Annotated in this window: 28 protein-coding genes; 1 reads left to right on the forward strand and 27 read right to left on the reverse strand. The window is 33.3% G+C overall.

What is annotated here, in order from left to right; genetic code table 11:
* Positions 1-8: 8 nt before the first annotated feature.
* The 27 genes from secY to QZN45_RS04100 all read right to left on the reverse strand — a co-directional run bounded on the left by secY (position 9) and on the right by QZN45_RS04100 (position 15,339).
* Positions 9-1,370 (reverse strand): preprotein translocase subunit SecY, encoded by a 1,362-nt coding sequence (gene secY, locus QZN45_RS03970; protein ID WP_292608581.1) that lies wholly within the window; start codon positions 1,368-1,370, stop codon positions 9-11.
* Between the two features lie 31 nt (positions 1,371-1,401).
* A complete protein-coding gene (locus QZN45_RS03975; RefSeq protein WP_292608578.1) occupies positions 1,402-1,839 on the reverse strand; it encodes an uL15m family ribosomal protein in 438 nt (145 codons plus the stop codon).
* 14 nt (positions 1,840-1,853) lie between these two features.
* Positions 1,854-2,312 (reverse strand): 50S ribosomal protein L30, encoded by a 459-nt coding sequence (locus QZN45_RS03980; protein ID WP_292608573.1) that lies wholly within the window; start codon positions 2,310-2,312, stop codon positions 1,854-1,856.
* Between the two features lie 12 nt (positions 2,313-2,324).
* Positions 2,325-2,966 carry a 30S ribosomal protein S5 gene (gene rpsE / locus QZN45_RS03985; protein ID WP_292608570.1) on the reverse strand — a complete coding sequence of 214 codons (642 nt, stop codon included), beginning with the start codon at positions 2,964-2,966 and terminating at the stop codon, positions 2,325-2,327.
* Between the two features lie 2 nt (positions 2,967-2,968).
* Entirely contained in the window at positions 2,969-3,550 is a 582-nt protein-coding gene (locus QZN45_RS03990) for a 50S ribosomal protein L18 (protein WP_292608567.1), read from the reverse strand.
* A gap of 2 nt (positions 3,551-3,552) precedes the next feature.
* The gene (locus QZN45_RS03995) at positions 3,553-4,008 is read right to left on the reverse strand and encodes a 50S ribosomal protein L19e (RefSeq protein WP_292608564.1); all 456 of its coding nucleotides are present in this window, start codon (positions 4,006-4,008) and stop codon (positions 3,553-3,555) included.
* Positions 4,009-4,114: 106 nt separating this feature from the next.
* A complete protein-coding gene (locus tag QZN45_RS04000; RefSeq protein ID WP_292608561.1) occupies positions 4,115-4,444 on the reverse strand; it encodes a 50S ribosomal protein L32e in 330 nt (109 codons plus the stop codon).
* A gap of 14 nt (positions 4,445-4,458) precedes the next feature.
* A complete protein-coding gene (locus tag QZN45_RS04005) occupies positions 4,459-4,995 on the reverse strand; it encodes a 50S ribosomal protein L6 (RefSeq protein ID WP_292608558.1) in 537 nt (178 codons plus the stop codon).
* 8 nt (positions 4,996-5,003) lie between these two features.
* Positions 5,004-5,396 (reverse strand): 30S ribosomal protein S8, encoded by a 393-nt coding sequence (locus tag QZN45_RS04010; RefSeq protein ID WP_292608555.1) that lies wholly within the window; start codon positions 5,394-5,396, stop codon positions 5,004-5,006.
* An 11-nt stretch (positions 5,397-5,407) separates the two neighbouring features.
* Positions 5,408-5,551: a 30S ribosomal protein S14 gene (locus QZN45_RS04015; protein ID WP_292608552.1), complete on the reverse strand. Its 144-nt coding sequence runs from the start codon at positions 5,549-5,551 to the stop codon at positions 5,408-5,410.
* Positions 5,552-5,559: 8 nt separating this feature from the next.
* Positions 5,560-6,072, reverse strand: a complete 513-nt coding sequence (locus QZN45_RS04020) for a 50S ribosomal protein L5 (RefSeq protein WP_292608549.1) — start codon at positions 6,070-6,072, stop codon at positions 5,560-5,562.
* Positions 6,069-6,797, reverse strand: coding sequence for a 30S ribosomal protein S4e (locus QZN45_RS04025; RefSeq protein WP_292608546.1), 729 nt, complete (start codon positions 6,795-6,797; stop codon positions 6,069-6,071). Before QZN45_RS04025 ends, QZN45_RS04020 begins: the two co-directional genes overlap by 4 nt.
* A gap of 1 nt (position 6,798) precedes the next feature.
* Positions 6,799-7,149: a 50S ribosomal protein L24 gene (gene rplX, locus QZN45_RS04030; RefSeq protein ID WP_292608544.1), complete on the reverse strand. Its 351-nt coding sequence runs from the start codon at positions 7,147-7,149 to the stop codon at positions 6,799-6,801.
* Positions 7,150-7,158: 9 nt separating this feature from the next.
* Complete coding sequence (locus QZN45_RS04035; protein ID WP_292608541.1) at positions 7,159-7,557, reverse strand: 50S ribosomal protein L14; 399 nt, start codon at positions 7,555-7,557, stop codon at positions 7,159-7,161.
* 5 nt (positions 7,558-7,562) lie between these two features.
* Positions 7,563-7,880 carry a 30S ribosomal protein S17 gene (locus QZN45_RS04040; protein ID WP_292608539.1) on the reverse strand — a complete coding sequence of 106 codons (318 nt, stop codon included), beginning with the start codon at positions 7,878-7,880 and terminating at the stop codon, positions 7,563-7,565.
* 11 nt (positions 7,881-7,891) lie between these two features.
* The gene (locus QZN45_RS04045; protein ID WP_292608536.1) at positions 7,892-8,170 is read right to left on the reverse strand and encodes a ribonuclease P protein subunit; all 279 of its coding nucleotides are present in this window, start codon (positions 8,168-8,170) and stop codon (positions 7,892-7,894) included.
* Positions 8,171-8,253: 83 nt separating this feature from the next.
* Positions 8,254-8,592 (reverse strand): stress response translation initiation inhibitor YciH, encoded by a 339-nt coding sequence (yciH, locus tag QZN45_RS04050; RefSeq protein WP_292608534.1) that lies wholly within the window; start codon positions 8,590-8,592, stop codon positions 8,254-8,256.
* Positions 8,593-8,799 carry a 50S ribosomal protein L29 gene (rpmC, locus tag QZN45_RS04055; protein ID WP_116591334.1) on the reverse strand — a complete coding sequence of 69 codons (207 nt, stop codon included), beginning with the start codon at positions 8,797-8,799 and terminating at the stop codon, positions 8,593-8,595. It lies immediately after the preceding gene.
* 35 nt (positions 8,800-8,834) lie between these two features.
* On the reverse strand, positions 8,835-9,590 hold the full coding sequence (locus QZN45_RS04060; RefSeq protein WP_292608530.1) for a 30S ribosomal protein S3: 756 nt from the start codon (positions 9,588-9,590) through the stop codon (positions 8,835-8,837).
* Entirely contained in the window at positions 9,590-10,054 is a 465-nt protein-coding gene (locus QZN45_RS04065) for a 50S ribosomal protein L22 (RefSeq protein ID WP_292608527.1), read from the reverse strand. Before QZN45_RS04065 ends, QZN45_RS04060 begins: the two co-directional genes overlap by 1 nt.
* 12 nt (positions 10,055-10,066) lie before the next feature.
* A complete protein-coding gene (gene rpsS, locus QZN45_RS04070) occupies positions 10,067-10,477 on the reverse strand; it encodes a 30S ribosomal protein S19 (protein WP_292608524.1) in 411 nt (136 codons plus the stop codon).
* 15 nt (positions 10,478-10,492) lie between these two features.
* Positions 10,493-11,218 (reverse strand): 50S ribosomal protein L2, encoded by a 726-nt coding sequence (locus QZN45_RS04075; protein ID WP_116591338.1) that lies wholly within the window; start codon positions 11,216-11,218, stop codon positions 10,493-10,495.
* Positions 11,219-11,230: 12 nt separating this feature from the next.
* The gene (locus tag QZN45_RS04080; RefSeq protein WP_292608517.1) at positions 11,231-11,491 is read right to left on the reverse strand and encodes a 50S ribosomal protein L23; all 261 of its coding nucleotides are present in this window, start codon (positions 11,489-11,491) and stop codon (positions 11,231-11,233) included.
* A gap of 23 nt (positions 11,492-11,514) precedes the next feature.
* Positions 11,515-12,279 carry a 50S ribosomal protein L4 gene (rpl4p, locus tag QZN45_RS04085; RefSeq protein ID WP_292608514.1) on the reverse strand — a complete coding sequence of 255 codons (765 nt, stop codon included), beginning with the start codon at positions 12,277-12,279 and terminating at the stop codon, positions 11,515-11,517.
* A gap of 2 nt (positions 12,280-12,281) precedes the next feature.
* Positions 12,282-13,292: a 50S ribosomal protein L3 gene (gene rpl3p, locus QZN45_RS04090; RefSeq protein ID WP_292608511.1), complete on the reverse strand. Its 1,011-nt coding sequence runs from the start codon at positions 13,290-13,292 to the stop codon at positions 12,282-12,284.
* A 343-nt stretch (positions 13,293-13,635) separates the two neighbouring features.
* Positions 13,636-14,463, reverse strand: a complete 828-nt coding sequence (locus QZN45_RS04095; protein ID WP_292608508.1) for a putative RNA uridine N3 methyltransferase — start codon at positions 14,461-14,463, stop codon at positions 13,636-13,638.
* 246 nt (positions 14,464-14,709) lie between these two features.
* Positions 14,710-15,339: an METTL5 family protein gene (locus QZN45_RS04100; RefSeq protein WP_292608505.1), complete on the reverse strand. Its 630-nt coding sequence runs from the start codon at positions 15,337-15,339 to the stop codon at positions 14,710-14,712.
* A gap of 73 nt (positions 15,340-15,412) precedes the next feature.
* On the opposite strand from QZN45_RS04100, the gene QZN45_RS04105 reads away from it, so the two are divergent.
* Entirely contained in the window at positions 15,413-16,906 is a 1,494-nt protein-coding gene (locus tag QZN45_RS04105) for an acetyl-CoA carboxylase biotin carboxylase subunit (RefSeq protein WP_292608502.1), read from the forward strand.
* Positions 16,907-16,910 lie beyond the last annotated feature (4 nt).

The following is a 16,910-nucleotide window of genomic DNA, read 5'->3' on the forward strand; positions in this document are numbered from 1 at the left end:
TAGGAGAATTAATCTCCTCCTAAAACTTTTCTAAGAATTGGATTTGCAGACATAAGTTGTTCTTCTGCCATTTCTTCATAAAGCTTATGAATAATACCTACAGTAAGTAAAACACCAGTACCTCCACCTAAAGCACCGGTTAAATCTGCAAGGAAAGCAATAAGACCTACATATATACCACTGATAATGGTAAGTGCAGGAATATACTTTTTCAATATTTTATATAACTGACGTTTACTGCTTCTAAAACCAGGTATCTGAATACCTGAATTGTAAAGCTGTTCAGAAATCTTTTTAGCATTTAATCCGCTGATTTCTACCCAAAGATATGAGAATAACATACAGAATCCAATGAAAAATATTGCATATACAATTACATGGATTGGTTCTGTTACAAACATGTACCATTTAGGTGTTGAAAGCAACCATGCAATTCCATCAACAGGTTTACCCGCATCAATGTGACCAAAAATTGGAATTCCAATTTTTTGGAAAAGGTTTGCGAACAAGGTTACGTTTACAAGTAATGCACTTGTCAAAATAACTGGCATGTTACTTGAGTAAACAAATTTTAATGGATATTTACCAACAGATCCTCTGATTCTTCCGTGACCTCTTACACTACCATGAGAAATAGGAATTTCCACTCTCATAGCTTCACCATAAAGAACAACTAAGAATACTACAATAGTTGCGATTAATGGAATCAATATAATAAAGTCATATACTCCAGTAGTAGCCTGTTGTATGAATTTTGGAATAATACCTGCAAACAAACCATCGGTACCGTTCAATATACTGAATGTACCAACAATAATAGTTTGACATACACCTGCTGCAATGAATAATCCTATCCCACTTCCGAATCCCCATTTGGATACGACTTCATCGAGATAGATAATAACCAATGCACCAATAACCAATTGGAAAATCAATATTAATGTATATGAACTGTCCATTGGTGAAATGTTACCAGTAAATACTAACACACTAGCTTCAAAAATTGTAAAAAGAATTGATAAAAGCTTTTGTGTAGCTTGGAACTGGGATTTATCTTTATGGGAGGACAAATCTAAATCCAAAAGATTTGAACCAACTAATAATTGCAAAACAATTGAAGCAGTAACAATCGGTCCAATTCCTAAAGTAAGAATAGAACCGAATGAACCTGCCATTACAGCTCTCACTTGAGCAAAGTTATCTATTGCCCCAGGAGCAACACCATATAATGGAATTAAAGTCAATATAAAATATAATACTAAAACAAGAGCAGTCCATTTAAGTTTTTCATTAAAGTCTTCTCTGTGAACAGGGGATTTTACTTCAGGAATGAACTTAAATATTGGCTCTAAAACTTCTAGTGCTGACATTTTATTCCTCTATATAATAAAAGAAAAAAAGCTATAATTCTATAGCTTCTCCTCCTACTTCTTCAATTTTTTCAATAGCGGAAGCTGAAAATTGTGGTGCTGAAATTTTGAAAGTTTTGGTTATTTTTCCTTTACCTAAAACTTTATCATAACCTAAATCAGTAACATCAATAACAATAGCGTCACCTTCTTTAGATGCTAATCCTTTAGCAATTAAATTTTCAGCTTGCTCTTCTAAATAAATTAGATTAACTGCGCTAATTTTTTTAATCATTTTTTGAGGTCTTTTAAAACCATGTTTACCAAAGTGGTCAGGGTCATGGATTACAGTCCAAGTCCAGTGTTGTTTGCCCATACCTGCTTTACCTTTTCCACCTTTGTTACCTGCACCTCTACGTTTTTTGGTACAGCCTCCACCGTTGGATCTAGAACCTCTTTGTTTGTTAATTTTACGTTTTGTTCTAATCATATTACACACCCGATTTAAAGCATTCTTATTGCAAGGTCTTTAATTTCTTCTCCCCTGTAACCTAAAGATCCACCTTCGTTAATGGATAAACGAATATCTTCATATCCTTTTCTTGGAGGGTGTAAACGGAATACAGGTTTAATACCAACATCAGCTAATTTTACTTCAGAATTAATTAAAGCTTCAGCTAATTCTGCAATGTTGTTATAATCAGAATTTTCTGCAACATACTCATCAGTAACTTTGTTGTTACCTGGGAGTCTACCTCTTTTAGCGATGATTTTAGCTAAAAGTTCAGCATCAATTTCTCCCCAAGTAATGTAATCCTTAGCTTTTTGAAGCATACCTTCGTAACTAGGATTTTCTTCAACTAAAACTGCATGGCTGATTCTGTTAAGTCTTAACATATCTAAGGTGTCTGCAACATTTTGAATAACACCAGTAGTTCCTCTAATTCTAATAACTAAAAACATAGTAATCACCAATTAGTAGTTAACTCCCATTTTTTTGAGGTCTTCTTTAGAAGCTTTAACATTACTTAATTCTTTTAAAGCGTCGAATACTGCATTAGCAAAGTTGACAGTAGTTTGAGTTTGACCGAAAGTTTGAGACCATACATCATGAATACCAGCAAGTTTTAAGATAGTTTTACCAACATCACCAACTACTAAACCTACACCTGCAGGAGCTGGCATTAAAGTAACACTTACACTACTGGTTTTACCTTGTACTTTGAAAGGTACGGTGTGTTCTCTTCCACAAACACAACCCCAGTCTCCACAACCTCTTCTAACTTTAATAATGTTATATTTAGCATTATCAACAGCTTTTCTGATTGCAGGACCAACCTCTTTAGCTTTACCTTGGCCTAAACCAACATATCCATCCTTGTTACCTACAGCAACAATTACTCTGAAATTAACTTTTCTACCAGATTTATGCATCCTTTGAACTAAGTTAACATCCATTACTTCTTCTTCTAAATCCGGAATTAAGGCATCGACTATTTCTAATTCCATGATTGGAAGACCTTTTTCAAAAATTTCATCGATATCAGTAATGGTACCGTCTTTAACTAATCTGCCCATTTTAGTTTTAGGTTCCCATTCATCAATATTAAAACTCATAGTTATTCCTCTGCCTCATCAATATTCTTAATAGTTTCATCAAAGTTTTCTGGTAAATCTACAGGATTGAGACCTCTTTCGAAATACTTTGAGAATTTTTTATTAACTTCGTCATCATCTAAAGATTCAGCGTAATTAGCAATATGTTCTCCTCTGATACGTTCATCTTCTGGGAAAATGAAATCTCCGTGAGGAACATCTAAACCAGCATCAACTGCACCTTTAAGAGCAGCGAATACTTTAGATCCTTTGATTGGTGATTTTAAACCAATGTCTAAAATTGCACTTTCTACACCGTTTGCTAATGCTCTTTTAGCACAAAGATATGCGGTTAAGTAGAAAGATGAAAGATTACCTGTGCTTCCCAAATATCCATATTTAGCTAATTGTTTACTTACAGCAGAAGCAACAGTGATGTCTCCTTCAGGAGCATAATTGATTACTTGAACAGTTGCATGAGAATTTGAAACTCTAACAACTAAACGAGATTTGTCATAGTCGACTAATTTTAATCTAGCTGCATAATCAGTTTTTCCTTCTCTTCTTCTTCTGAATGCTACTTTATAATTAGTTCCTTGTGCCATGCTTATTCCTCTCCTTTAATTAAATCATGGTCACGGGCGTAGTTTCTCATGTAAGATTTACTTCTAAATGCGCCACCCTTAGCCATTTTGTATAATTTACGATAGGTAGTAGCATCAATTACTTCTTCATCACGCATTTCTTTAAGGTCTTTTCTTAAAGCCCTGATAGTAGTCATCCATGCTTTTTTCTTAGGAGTACGTGCTTTTTTAGCCCCTTTTACGCTACCTCTACCTTTTCTTTTACCTTTTGCTTTTTGTTCTTTAATTTTTTTAGATCTGTAGCTACTAATACCTTTTTGAGGTTTTGCTTTAATAGCTCCATCATTAATTAACTGCTTTACACCTTCTCTAGTAATTGCCATAGATACTTCTTCTAATCTTTCTGGATCAATCCATACACGATTAAGACCTACTTTGAGTATACTAGCAGCTAATCTTTTTTGAGTTGTAAGATTCATGTATATAATCCTCCATTTAGATAAATAATCTAAATTCCCATTTATTTTAACTAGTCAAATCAATTCAAATAAAAGCCCCGGAATTGATTCGACTTATAAATATGATTTATTTGTTTAAAACTTTAATTCCGAGTTCTGATGCTTTTTCTAACATCAAAGCTTTTTTCCTTTTACCGATAGAAGCACTTATTCTTGCAGCATCTGATGCTGGATCTAAGTCTTCTAATTCTTGCATATTGTGAACAAGAACATCATTATATCCTGAAGGGTGTAAGTCCCTTATTGCTCTAGGGGTTCTGTAACCAATAGCTGGCATGTCAGGTTTACCTGCTTCATATCTTCTCATTTTACTGGTTTTACCTCTAGGGCGTCTCCATTTGATTCCAAGTTTTTTATAACGAGCATATTCTTGTCTTTTAAATCTTTTGTTAGCCATTTAAATCACCAAATTTATTCTTTGCTAGTTAAGTATATTCCGTCTTGGAATACTCTAGGATCTCTTCCTTTAATTTTAGTTGCTTGTTCTAAGTTAGCCATAGTTTGACCAACATGTTCCTTATTAATACCTGTAATTGTTACCTCATCACCTTTAACTGCTACTTTAGCAGAACCTACTATTTTAGCAGTTCTTGGGTGTCTTTCCCCGAGGAAATTGTCAATTACTACTGTATCGTTTTGAACTTTTACTGTCATTGGAAAGTGAGCAAATACAATTTTCATGTGGTATGTAAAACCATCAGTGACACCAACAATCATATTGTTAATGTGTGCTCTTGTAGTTCCAATCATTGCTTTATCTTTCTTTTTTGGAAATGCTGTTTCTAAAACAACAACATCATCATCCTTTTTAATATTTACATTAGGATAAGTAAATTTTCTGGAGTCTTCTCCATTAGGTCCTTTTACAGAAACCTCATTATTTTCAATTATAACTTCAACGCCTTCAGGGACTTCAATTGTTTCCCTTATAGCTGCAGCTACTACCATTTTATCACCTAATACATGTAAGCCAACAAACGTCCGCCAATTCCTAATTCTTTAGCCTCATAGTGAGTCATAATTCCTTTAGGAGTAGTGACAATTAAAATACCAAAGTTTTTTGCTGGCAAATATCTTTTTTCAAATTTCTCAAATTCATCTTTTTTAACAGCGTGACGAGGTTTGATAACACCACATTTGTTAATGTTACCTTTTAATTCAACTATGAATTTTCCTGCCCTGTTATCATCAACATATTCAAAATTACCAATATAATTCTCTTTTTGCATAGTGCTTAAAACTTGTCCAATTAATTTGGAAGCAGGAGAAATAACACAAGAGTCATTTACTTGCAATTCGTTATTTCTGATATTAGTTAAAGCATCAGCAAGAGGATCCATAAGACTCATAATTAAAACCTCTAATTATATTTTTTAAATCCCATTTTAGGAGCAACTTCCCTAAAACATTGTCTGCATAAATTTATTCCATATCTGCTGACCATAGCAGAATGGTCTCCACAACGACTACATTTTTTTGCAGCTTTTCCGTATTTTCTTGGCAAAATATCACCTATTCAGTTACATAATTAACTTTAAAGTTTTCTTCCATAAATTTCATAGTTTCTTCTTTAGAAATTCTATGTTTTTGAGGAACTTTCTTTTGTCTGATTTTTCTTCTTGCTATTCTGTAACCTGGTTTTTCAAAGGTAACAGATACGTTCATACCGAAGATACCGATATCAGGATTATATCTCATACCTGGAATATCAATGTGTTCTTTAATACCGAAAGAAAGGTTTCCTTGAGCATCAAATTGAGTAGGTTTGATATTTCTACTAATACCTTCTAAAACCATATCAATAGCTTTGTCAGCTTTTTCGCCACGTAAAGTTAATTTACATGCAATTGGTTGGCGTTTTCTAATTCCCCATTCAGGATTGGTAACTTTGGAATAGGTTTTTACAGGACTTTGGTCAAACATGCTTTCTAATAAAGTAATAGCACGTTCTAATCTTTCACCTGCTTCACCAACACCAATACTGACAGTAGCTTTTTCAATACGTACTTCGTTCATTGGGTTCATTTATTAACCTCCAATAAAGATATTGATGGTGCATCAGTACCAACAACAAATGCATAATCTTTTAAAGTTAAGAAATCATCTTTTGAACTATTTTCGATAATAATAGTATTTGGATTGGAAGATTTATTTTCAATAATTTCAGTTACGGTACCTAATTCACCGGTGTGTTTACCACCAGTAACAAGTACAGTAGCACCTTCTTGTAAAGGATATACTTCACCAATTTCTTGTTCAGGTACTTTTAAAGAAATTACATCTCCAACAGAGTATGCATCTTCATCAATGATAACATTTTTACCATCGTGAAGGTTTAATTGAGTTTTACCACCTTTAATGGTAGATTTATTAACAATTTTAGATAATTTAGCACTATTATCATCAATTAAATCTAATTGTAATCTTCCTTTTCTATCTAAAAGAACTCTGTAAGATTCACCAGTTTTTGGAATTCCAATGATATCCATGAAACCAACTGGGAATTTGTAATCTTTAACAACTCTTCCATCAACTAAAACATTACCAGAGTTGATAATTCTTTTAGCTTCTCTGGAGTTATCAGCTAATTTTAAAACATCTCTGATAACTAAAGTTAATGGAATAGAATCATTAATGGAATGTGAACCTGCAGAAGGTTTTACAGTCCAAGTGTCTTCTTTAGGATGAATAGGCCAAGATTTAGGTGCTTTATATCTTTTAAGATGTTTTCTAGATCCCATTTTAGCCATTTTAATTATCTCCTTTATTTTTAATTCTTCTATCGTCTTTTAAATCTGCATCAATAATTACTAAGTTAGATGGATCAACAGGAAGGAAAGTAGCAGTTCCATCAGGTTTTGATAAAGTAACGTCTTCAATAGTTACTTTGTAAGAAGTGTAATCTACACTAAGAACTTCTCCTTCATGTCCTTTAAAGTCTCCACGGACAACACTAACTTTATCTCCTGTTCTAATAGGTAAAGATCTTTTTCCTACTTTTGCCCTTAAATCTTTACTTAAAGAAGCACTTAAATGTTTTCCACGTGCGTGAGCAGGAGCATTGTAAAGAGCTTTTCTTTGTTTTCTTGGTTGTTTTGACATTTTTTCACCTTATACTAAAATACTTGCTGCACTACCAACACTAGGCCATCTGTCAGCTGCTTCTTTAGCAACAGGACCTCTAATTTCTGAACCTTTTAAGATTCCTTCAGGAGTAATGATTACAGCTGCATTATCTTCAAATTTAACACGAAGACCATCAGCACGTCTGTATTCTTTTTTCTGTCTAACTACTACTGCATTAACAACTTCTCTTCTCATGTCAGCAGTTCCTTTTTTAACTGAAGCAACAACTAAATCCCCGACACCAGCAACATCTAATCTTCTTCTTACACCTTTAAATCCTTTTACGGAAATAATTTCGATTTCACGTGCACCAGTGTTGTCAACACATTGTAAAGTTGCTCCAATTGGTAATGCTTTAGAAACATTTGAGGTTAATGGTTTCATAATATTTACTCTCCTTTAACTTCAACTAAAACAAAATGTTTAGTTTTACTCAATGGTCTGCATTCTGCAACTTTTACGGAATCTCCAACATTAACATTTAAACAATCAGGTTTGTGAACGTTAATTTTGGATTTCCTTTTTTCATATCTTTCATATTTTCTAATGAATTTGTAGTAACTACGTTCAACAGTAATAGTCCTTTCCGCTTTATTACTTACAACAACACCTTCTAAAACTTGACCTCTTACAGGTAAAGTTCCGTGGAAAGGGCAGTTAGGATCATCACATGTAGTTTCTGGTTCTTGAACATTAAGCCCAACCATATTATCACCATTTATATTTTTTTAAATCTTTTTTTTATTCTATCTTCAGGACGAATTGATAAAATTGTACCATTAATTTCTATTTTTTCCCCGTTTGGAAGTTCAAACACAAAAATTGAACCTTTTTTTGGAATAATCTTTTCAGCCTTATTCTCATCCTCAATTTTAATGGTATTCTTAGTTTCATCAATAATTGTTCCTATTAATTTAAGAGATGAATTCTTCTCACTGGTTGCCTGAACCCTCAATCCGATGAATTCATGGTGAACCAAATTTTTAGAAGTAATCATAATCCCATCTCTTAATGAAATATTTACAATAAATCATGCAGAAAATTACAAAATTTTATTGAAAAACATATCGAATAGATGAACTATCTCCTTTTTTTATTATTCTTCTTAGATTCACGAATTTCGATAGTATCAGATGAAAAACCCATATCAGATAAAACTTCTTTAACCTTAACTTTATGGTCACCTTGAAGTTCTATTTGGCCATTTTTAGCAGTCCCACCACAAGCACATTTAGCTTTGAGTGTTTTAGTGAGTTCTTTGATATCTATGTCATGTTCATCTATACCTTCGATAATTGTCATGAGTTTTCCGAATCTTCTTCTAACTGTAAAAACTTTTAGAGTCTGAACTTCACGTGCAATTTCTTCACAAACACAAAGTTCTTCAGGAAGCCCACATACATCACAGATTTTTGACATTTAATTCTCCTTTTGTTTTTCATTCAATATTGTAAGAACACGAGCAATTGTTCTTTTTAATTCTCTAATTTTTCCAGGGTTTTCAACAACCCCAGCAGCTGCACTTTTAGAAACGTTTTTGGATAATTCAGTTCTGAGTTCAACTAATTTATCTTGAATCTCATCAACTTCCATGTCCCAAATTTCTTTACTTCTTAAAATCGCCATTGTTCCAACTCTTTTGGATAATTAAATTTAAATATTTAACTATCATCTTCCTCTACTTCTTCAGCAGAATCTTCTTCAACAACTTCTTCTAATTCTTCGAGATCTTCAACTTCCTCAATAATCTCTTCTTCGATGATTTCTTCGGTTTCAACATCGATTTCTTCTTCAATAACTTCACCATCTTCTTCAATGATGACTTTTGGAGGAAGGATTTCAACAGAATCAGGCAATACAGTTTCTGGAGGCATAATTCTTACATAAATACCTAATACACCAGGTTTTAATTCAGCAGTAGCAAAACCTTCTTCAACTAATCTGATTGAAGGTTCTCCACATTTTTTAATGTATCCTTCAACAAATTTAGCTACAGCAGATCTAGAACCTCTGATTTTACCAGAAATAGTAACTTCTACACCTTGAGCTCCTGCACCCATAATTCTACGAATAGTGGAGTAAGCAACTCTTCTGAAGTGCATACCTCTTTGTAACATGTTAGAAATTTTATAAGCCATGATTTTAGGGTTGAGTTCAGGAACTTCAACTTCTTTAACTTCAATTTGAGGATTATCTAATCCAAATTCATTTTTAAGAGTGTTGGTAATAGTTCTTACGTTTTTTCCACCTCTACCAATTACCATACCAGGTCTTTCTGCGTAAACAATAACCATAGTACCTAAAGGTGTAATTTGAACTTCCATACCTCCGTATCCAGCTCTTTCAAGTTCTTTTTCTAAGTATTCGTCAATTCTAGTTCTTCTAAGGCCTTCTTGAACGAAATCTTTTTCTATCATTAGTTAGCCTCCTGTAATACAATTTGAATATGAGTAGTTGGGGTATTGAATGGAGTCATTCTTCCGAATGCTCTTGGAATGTAACCAGGAATTACAACACCTTTGTGGCTTGAGATATGTTCAATGAATAATTTTTCAGTGTCCATACCTTTGTACTCTGCATTAGCTTCAGCATTTTCTAAAACTTTTAAAATTTGTTCTGCAGCTTTTACAGGGTATCTACCGGAAGGCCATCCTTCTTGTCCTTTTCTGTGACCAACTTTTTTGTTGTGTCTTTTGAAAGGAACAGCTTTTTTCATACCAATAACATCTTCCAAGTAAGCTTTAGCTTTAACTACTTCCATTCCTCTGATTGCACTGCAAATTTCAACACTGTGTTTTGGAGAAATCTTAAGGGATTTAGCCATAGCACGTGCAGTTTTTGCTTCATCAACTTCTTTATTATAAGCATATTTGTTAGCCATGTTTTAATCTCCTTATTTAAGTGGTACAAACATGGATGATCTAGTAGCACCCATACCAGGGTCACCGTGTTGAACTCTTTTTCTAGTTGGTGCGTATTCACCAAAGTAATGTCCAATCATTTCTGGTGCAATAGTAACTTCTACAAAATTTTGACCATCATAAATACCGAAAGTGGTTCCAACCATTTCAGGTATAACAATCATGTCTCTACAGTGGGTCCTGATTACAACAGGACGACCATCTTTAGTTCCTTCTTTATTTAATTTCCTCATTTTATCCAAAACAATTTGTTGTCTTGGTAAGAATCCTCTCTTTAAAGATCTTCTTTGTCTTGCAGGGAGTAATTCCATTACTTCCTCTAAAGACATAGCTTGTAATTCTTCAAGAGTATAACCTTTATATTTAAATACTTTTCTTGCCAATGAAACACCCTCTATCTATCTTTTTAAACCTGTTCTTTTAGCTGCAATTGAACCAACTTTTCTTCCTGGTGGTGCATGTCTTGAAACAGTGGTTGGACGACCAGGATGTTGTCTGTTACCTCCCCCGTGAGGGTGATCAACAGCATTCATTGCTACTCCTCTTACAGTCATGAATTTCTTACCTTTAGCTTTATAAGCATGCCATTTTTTACCAGCTTTAAGGAATGGTTTATCTTTTCTTCCTCCACCAGCTACTACACCAATACTAGCACGGCAGTTAGGATTTAAGTATTTTAATTCCCCGGATGGTAATTCAACAACAGTTTGATTAGCATCGTGAGTAACTACATTAGCATAAGTTCCAGAAGATCTTACAAAACGACCTCCATCTCCAGGAGTGTTTTCAATATCATAAATTGGAGTACCTTCAGGAATTTCAGCAAGTGGTAATGTATTACCGAATTTGATTGGTGCAGAAATACCACATTCAATTTCATCATCAACTTGAATGCTTTCAGGTGCTAAGATAAATTTCTTTTCACCATTTTCGAATTTTACTTCTGCAATAGGAGCAGTTCTTGCTGGGTCATGTACGATATCTATGACTTTTCCTTTGATACTGCCTTCTTTTTCTAAAGCATCGTAAGATCTGTATCTGATTTTATCTTTAAAACGGTGAGAAGCAACACGGTGTGCAGGAGTTCCTCTACCTCTTCTTTGATGAATTAATCGTTTTCCCATTATAATTCCTCCTTAGAATACTCCCATTCTGACAGCGAGTTCTTCTGCCATTTCTTCTTCAACAAGTTTAATATATGCTACTTTTATACCTTTTGGAGTGATATGAGTATTAATTTTTGCAACTTTTTCTTCATATAACTCTTCAAAAGCTCTTTTGATTTGGCTTTTGTTAGCTTTACGATTAACAACAAAAGTGATTTCATTGTTTAAATCGATTAAGTTCATGGTTTTTTCAGTAACATGAGGTTTAATAATAATTGAGTATGAATCCATAATAATCACCTATTTATCCAAAATTATTGGAATAAACCTCCTAACTTTTCAACAGCTGATTTGGTGTAAACAGTGAGTCTTCCTGGGTGAGTACCTGGTGCCAATAATTCAGCATTTAAGTTTTCAACCACAACGACATCTACACCAGCATGGTTTCTTGCACCTAAGGAAATACCTTTATCTTCACCGACAACAACAAGAGGTCCTTTTACTTTTTTGTATTTTCTTCCTCTGGTTTTTCCTCTACCAGCTCTGATTCTTTTACCTTCTTTAGCACGAATAACATCATCATATACGCCTAATTTTTCGAAGATTTCACGAGATTGTTTAGCAGTTTTAACAGCTTCAAGATCATCTTCAACAATAATAGGTACTTGTTCTAAATCTGCAACTTTGTGACCTCTGTTTTCAACAATCTCTTTATTGGTTGTTGCTGCAACAGCAGATCTGATAGCAAATCTTCTTTCTTTTATGTTGATTTTTTCATGATGATTTTTTTCAGCTCTAGTAGGATGTGCTTGTCTACCACCAATAGCCATTGGTACGAAAGCTGCTTTTGAACCATTTTTAATCCTTGGTACTCTTGCAGTACCTCTACCTGAACCCCATCCTTTTGCGGAAGTTCTTTTACCAGCCATTGGGTCATTTCCCCATGGTTGTACTCTAGCAGATTGAGCAGAAAGTACAGCTCTTTTGATTAAATCTGGTCTGTATACTTCATCAAAAATAGCAGGAAGTTCCATTTCTTCTTTTACTTCCCCTTCAATAGAATAAACGTTAACTTTCATGATTATACCCCTTGTTTAGATTTTGTACTTATATAGTTTATTTGAGGTATATCCTCAGCTTTATTATTAGGTCTAATAGGTTGTCTTAAAATAACTAATCTTTTGGAAGGTCCTGGGAGGGATCCTTTTACTAAAACATAATCATTTTTGACAAGTCCGTATTTTACAAATCCACCATCTGGGTTGATTTGGTCAACTTCATCAGCTGATGCGATTTTTAAAATCCTTTTATTGAATTCAGTTCTTTTATGGTAACCCATTTGACCTGCTTGAGCTACAGTCCACATTGTTCTTCTTGGTGTCCAAGGACCAATAGAACCTACGTGTCTACCTTTACCTGCTCTTACAGCTTTACCATATTGAATTCTAATTCCCCATCTTTTTACTACACCTTGGAATCCTTTTCCTTTTGTAGTTGCAATTGCATCAACAAATTCTCCTTCATTGAAGATTTCGCTAGCTTTTACTTCATTACCTAATAATTCTAATGCAGTATTTAATTTTTCTTCAGGATTGGATCCTCCAATTCCACATTCGAATATGTCTGGTTTTTTCTTAGGTACGCTAGTTACTTTTGGATTTGTGTGTACTAAGACTCTAATTTCTTCTGTGTTTTCTAATGCACCTTGTATTTTTGCAATAGCTTCAGATTTATTGTATTCTTTAGGAAGAGAAATTTTCCTTGAAAGTTCTTCATCTAAATTATCTGCAAGTACTTCGGTGATTACTTTCAAACCACGAGAAGTTTTTTCATAAGCTCTAATTCCCATTACTACGACCGGAGGCACTTCCAATACAGTTATTGGAGTGAAAACTTCCATACCATTGGTTGGAGAGTTTTTATCAGTATCAGTGACTAATGCATGAGTCATACCGACTTTATAACCTGCGAGGCCGAGTAATTTTGGTTCATCAATTTGTGGCCAAGATTTTACTCTAGGAGTCTCTTTAGCTGCTCTTTTCCTTGGACTAAAAGCAACAGACCCTTTTCTTGGCTGGTGATGTCTTACCATTTAATTTAACCTCCTTAATTATAATTTTTTCCTTTATTTTTTAAATTATTTTAATTTTTTAAGCGAATAGCTAAACAAATAACTATTCTTAAAGTTTGACAAAATTATACAGAATATAATCTCATCGAATAATAAATAGCTGTAAAAATAATTACAACTAGATAAATATTAATTTCAATATATTCCATTGAGTCTAATTCAATTGAAGCACAATAAAGAATATATTCAATGTATAAATCATTCTGTGCTAAGTTTATTTCTAGGCAAGTCCTAAAAATATCAATGTATAAAAAGTTGAGCAAGTTATCTATCAGCGTGTAAACTAATAAATTTATAAAGAGAATTAAAATCTCATAAAGTTGAATAAAGAAAGTGTAGCGACAACTGCCTCTTCAGTTCTAACAGTTTCAGTTCCTTGATCTGGAATGGTATTTAATTTAATCAAATCCCAATTCTGACCGGAAACATCCTCTTGAATTGAAGAATAAGGGCCACCAAATAAAATAGCAATACTATTACATTCATCTACTTTATGTTTTAATTCATCAAAAATAGAATCAATATAATCTCCATATCTTGTAGTTTCAATTACAAGATTCGGTTTAATTAATTTTAAGCTATTTTTAAGACTCTTATTAGAGGAGATAACATTATATCCCCAGTAAACGTCATCTGGTTTATCAGGTGTGACTATTACTTCTTTCTTAGCAATTTTAGTAATCTTAAAGTCAAAAATTTTTTTAACTGAAAGTTGCTCTTTACAGAATGCAAGTTTATCCATACCTATATCAACAAAAGTTCCTTTCTTATTTCTCTTAACAGTGAAACCTTGTCTATAATCACCCACGTCTGGCTGACTATTAACAGGATGATGCGGAGTTCTAAGTGGTGGAAGAATACCAACATGCTTCAGTTCTGCCTTTATAGGAAATGCTTGCTTCCTCAAATATTGAGGAGTATTCATATAACTCAAAACTTCAGCAATAAACCTTCCATCATTCTCTCCATCTTCATTTTTAACATTGTCATCATTATAAATAACAACATTATCTGCTTGAAAAATCGCTAAAGCTCTACCTAAAATTCCCACCTTATAGGTACGAATTTTGAGATCTTTAGACTCAGAAAGAAATGAATTTGGAATAAATATAGATAGCTCATCTTTATACATTAGTATAAATTATACAATCTAAAGTATATAAAGATTACCCTACATTTATATAGCTATCACTAATAGACTTACACATTTACAAAAATATTATATCAATTATAATATCCGTAGCTTCTTTTTATGCTACCAACTTTTTTATACTCAGAGAATATATTAATATAAAATATATACTATCCACTATATAAAGGTATTGTTTTTTTGAATAAAAATAAGAAAAAATAACAACATTATAAAATTTAAAATTAACTACAATGTTGCTCTCAGTACAATAACATCAATATTTTGATTTTCTTTGGTATGAAACTCATAAATCTTGGGAATTGGAAAATTATACCTGAAAATATGAGTTATATGAAAATTATTTTCCTGATAATAATTCAAGAGAAACTCTTCACTTGATGCCATATGAAAAGAGTATAACACATCAGGTTCAAGCTCAATGGCTTTTCTTACAAATTTCAGATCCTGACCTTTTTGAGCTTTTTTCTGGGATCCGAAAGGAGGATTTTGAAACACAGTATCAACATGAGAGCCATAATTAAAATCAACAATGTCGGTTTCTATGAAATTTAAATTATCAAGATTTAAATTATCTGAAACATCCCTAGCCAACTCGATTGAATCCTTGTCAATATCTACACCAACCGCCAACTTGGCACCCATTAAAGTCGATGCTATAGCAAATATTCCTGTGCCACAACCCAAATCAAGAACATTTTTACACTCAATGTCACCCAATGAATAGGCATTCCACACCAAATCAGCAGCAATAATTGATGGAGTAGTATACTGTTCAAGATTTACTTTAGGATTAGGATGAGAAGGAATATTTTGAAGTCTCATTTCTAAATGTTTTTTACGTGTAATTTTTTTCATCTAATCAACATATTTAATTATTATATTTTATATAATTATATTATTAAGAAAAAAAATTACTTCGAGGTTTCATATGTTTGAAAAAGTATTAATTGCAAATAGAGGAGAAATTGCAATAAGAGTCATGCGTGCTTGTCGTGAACTTGATATTGAAAGCGTAGCTATTTACTCTGATGCTGATGCAACTTCTCTTTACACAAACTATGCTGATGAAAGTTATCCTTTAGGTAATCCTTCACCGGCAAAATCTTATTTAAATATAGATAAAATCATTAACATTGCATTGGAATCTGGTGCAGATGCAATACATCCAGGTTATGGATTTTTAGCAGAAAATTCAAAATTTGGAGAAGAATGTGAAAAAAATGGAATAAAACTTATTGGTCCTAGTGGAGAAGTTATTAACCAAATGGGAGATAAAATCACCTCCAAAGCTTTGATGAAAAAAGCAGGAGTTCCAGTTATTGAAGGTACACCCGAAGGTGTTACAGACATTGAAGAGGCTAAAGAAATTGCTGCTCAAATTGGTTATCCTGTAATTGTAAAAGCTTCTGCAGGAGGTGGAGGTATTGGTATGCGTGCAGTTTATCAGGAAGACGAACTTGTACGTGCTATCGAATCCACACAATCTGTCGCATCAACCAACTTTGGTGATTCAACAGTATTTATTGAAAAATACCTTGAACAGCCTCGTCATATCGAATTCCAACTTTTAGCGGATGAACATGGAAATGCAATACATGTGGCAGATAGGGAATGTTCCATTCAAAGAAGACATCAAAAGCTTCTAGAAGAAGCTCCTTCCCCAATTATGACCGAAGAATTAAGGGAAGAAATGGGTGGAAGTGCTGTAAAAGCTGCAGAATATATTGGATATACAAGTGCAGGTACTGTTGAATTCCTGTATGATAATGGAGAATATTATTTCCTTGAAATGAATACTCGTATACAAGTAGAACACCCAATTACAGAGCTTGTCACCAATACAGATTTAATCAAGGAACAAATCAGAATAGCTGCAGGTGAAGAACTAAGCTATTCACAAAATGACATACAAGTAACAGGTCACGCTATAGAATGCCGTATTAATGCAGAAGACCCACTTAATGATTTTGCACCTAATCCTGGAAAAATTACCGGATACAGATCTCCAGGTGGTCCTGGAGTACGTTTAGACAGTGGAGTGTATATGAATTATACCATCCCAACATTCTACGATTCAATGATTTCAAAATTGATAACATATGGAAGAAGCAGAACCGATGCAATTAACAGAATGAAAAGGGCATTAAGCGAATACATTATTTTAGGTGTTAAAACCACAATTCCATTCCATAAAGCTATTTTAAGAAATCCTAATTTCATTTCAGGAGATTTAAACACTCACTTTATTGACGAACACAAAAAAGGTATCGATAAAGAGATGGAGAATGTAATTGTTGAAGATGCTGAAATTGTAAACAAATTAAAATCCACCTTTATGCCTAGCAAAAAAATAGCTGCCATCTCAGCAGCTGTTGGTTCCTATCAAAATGTTGCTAGAAGTCAAAAAATGCAAAAAAAATAAATTG

Origin of the sequence: uncultured Methanobrevibacter sp., from assembly GCF_900314695.1 — an archaeon.
Lineage (GTDB): Archaea > Methanobacteriota > Methanobacteria > Methanobacteriales > Methanobacteriaceae > Methanocatella.

Coding starts and splice junctions, on each gene's coding strand:
- QZN45_RS04020 (WP_292608549.1), bottom strand. CDS start 6,072: ATGAACCCAATGAACGAAGTACGTATTGAAAAAGCTACTGTCAGTATT.
- QZN45_RS03980 (WP_292608573.1), bottom strand. CDS start 2,312: ATGTTTTTAGTTATTAGAATTAGAGGAACTACTGGTGTTATTCAAAAT.
- QZN45_RS04095 (WP_292608508.1), bottom strand. CDS start 14,463: ATGTATAAAGATGAGCTATCTATATTTATTCCAAATTCATTTCTTTCT.
- rpsE (WP_292608570.1), bottom strand. CDS start 2,966: ATGAGTTTTAATATTGATGAATGGGAACCTAAAACTAAAATGGGCAGA.
- QZN45_RS04075 (WP_116591338.1), bottom strand. CDS start 11,218: ATGGGAAAACGATTAATTCATCAAAGAAGAGGTAGAGGAACTCCTGCA.
- QZN45_RS04040 (WP_292608539.1), bottom strand. CDS start 7,880: ATGGTTGGGCTTAATGTTCAAGAACCAGAAACTACATGTGATGATCCT.
- rpl4p (WP_292608514.1), bottom strand. CDS start 12,279: ATGAAAGTTAACGTTTATTCTATTGAAGGGGAAGTAAAAGAAGAAATG.
- rplX (WP_292608544.1), bottom strand. CDS start 7,149: ATGTCAAAACAACCAAGAAAACAAAGAAAAGCTCTTTACAATGCTCCT.
- QZN45_RS04045 (WP_292608536.1), bottom strand. CDS start 8,170: ATGATTACTTCTAAAAATTTGGTTCACCATGAATTCATCGGATTGAGG.
- QZN45_RS04035 (WP_292608541.1), bottom strand. CDS start 7,557: ATGAAACCATTAACCTCAAATGTTTCTAAAGCATTACCAATTGGAGCA.
- rpmC (WP_116591334.1), bottom strand. CDS start 8,799: ATGGCGATTTTAAGAAGTAAAGAAATTTGGGACATGGAAGTTGATGAG.
- rpl3p (WP_292608511.1), bottom strand. CDS start 13,292: ATGGTAAGACATCACCAGCCAAGAAAAGGGTCTGTTGCTTTTAGTCCA.
- QZN45_RS04065 (WP_292608527.1), bottom strand. CDS start 10,054: ATGGCTAACAAATATGCTTATAATAAAGAAGTTGATGAAGCAAAAACT.
- QZN45_RS04000 (WP_292608561.1), bottom strand. CDS start 4,444: ATGGCTAACAAAAGATTTAAAAGACAAGAATATGCTCGTTATAAAAAA.
- yciH (WP_292608534.1), bottom strand. CDS start 8,592: ATGTCAAAAATCTGTGATGTATGTGGGCTTCCTGAAGAACTTTGTGTT.
- QZN45_RS04005 (WP_292608558.1), bottom strand. CDS start 4,995: ATGGTAGTAGCTGCAGCTATAAGGGAAACAATTGAAGTCCCTGAAGGC.
- QZN45_RS03990 (WP_292608567.1), bottom strand. CDS start 3,550: ATGGCACAAGGAACTAATTATAAAGTAGCATTCAGAAGAAGAAGAGAA.
- QZN45_RS03975 (WP_292608578.1), bottom strand. CDS start 1,839: ATGATTAGAACAAAACGTAAAATTAACAAACAAAGAGGTTCTAGATCC.
- QZN45_RS04080 (WP_292608517.1), bottom strand. CDS start 11,491: ATGGATTCATACTCAATTATTATTAAACCTCATGTTACTGAAAAAACC.
- QZN45_RS04100 (WP_292608505.1), bottom strand. CDS start 15,339: ATGAAAAAAATTACACGTAAAAAACATTTAGAAATGAGACTTCAAAAT.
- QZN45_RS04060 (WP_292608530.1), bottom strand. CDS start 9,590: ATGATAGAAAAAGATTTCGTTCAAGAAGGCCTTAGAAGAACTAGAATT.
- QZN45_RS03995 (WP_292608564.1), bottom strand. CDS start 4,008: ATGAATCTTACAACTCAAAAAAGATTAGCTGCTAGTATACTCAAAGTA.
- QZN45_RS04010 (WP_292608555.1), bottom strand. CDS start 5,396: ATGAGTCTTATGGATCCTCTTGCTGATGCTTTAACTAATATCAGAAAT.
- secY (WP_292608581.1), bottom strand. CDS start 1,370: ATGTCAGCACTAGAAGTTTTAGAGCCAATATTTAAGTTCATTCCTGAA.
- QZN45_RS04025 (WP_292608546.1), bottom strand. CDS start 6,797: ATGGCTAAAATGGGATCTAGAAAACATCTTAAAAGATATAAAGCACCT.
- QZN45_RS04105 (WP_292608502.1), top strand. CDS start 15,413: ATGTTTGAAAAAGTATTAATTGCAAATAGAGGAGAAATTGCAATAAGA.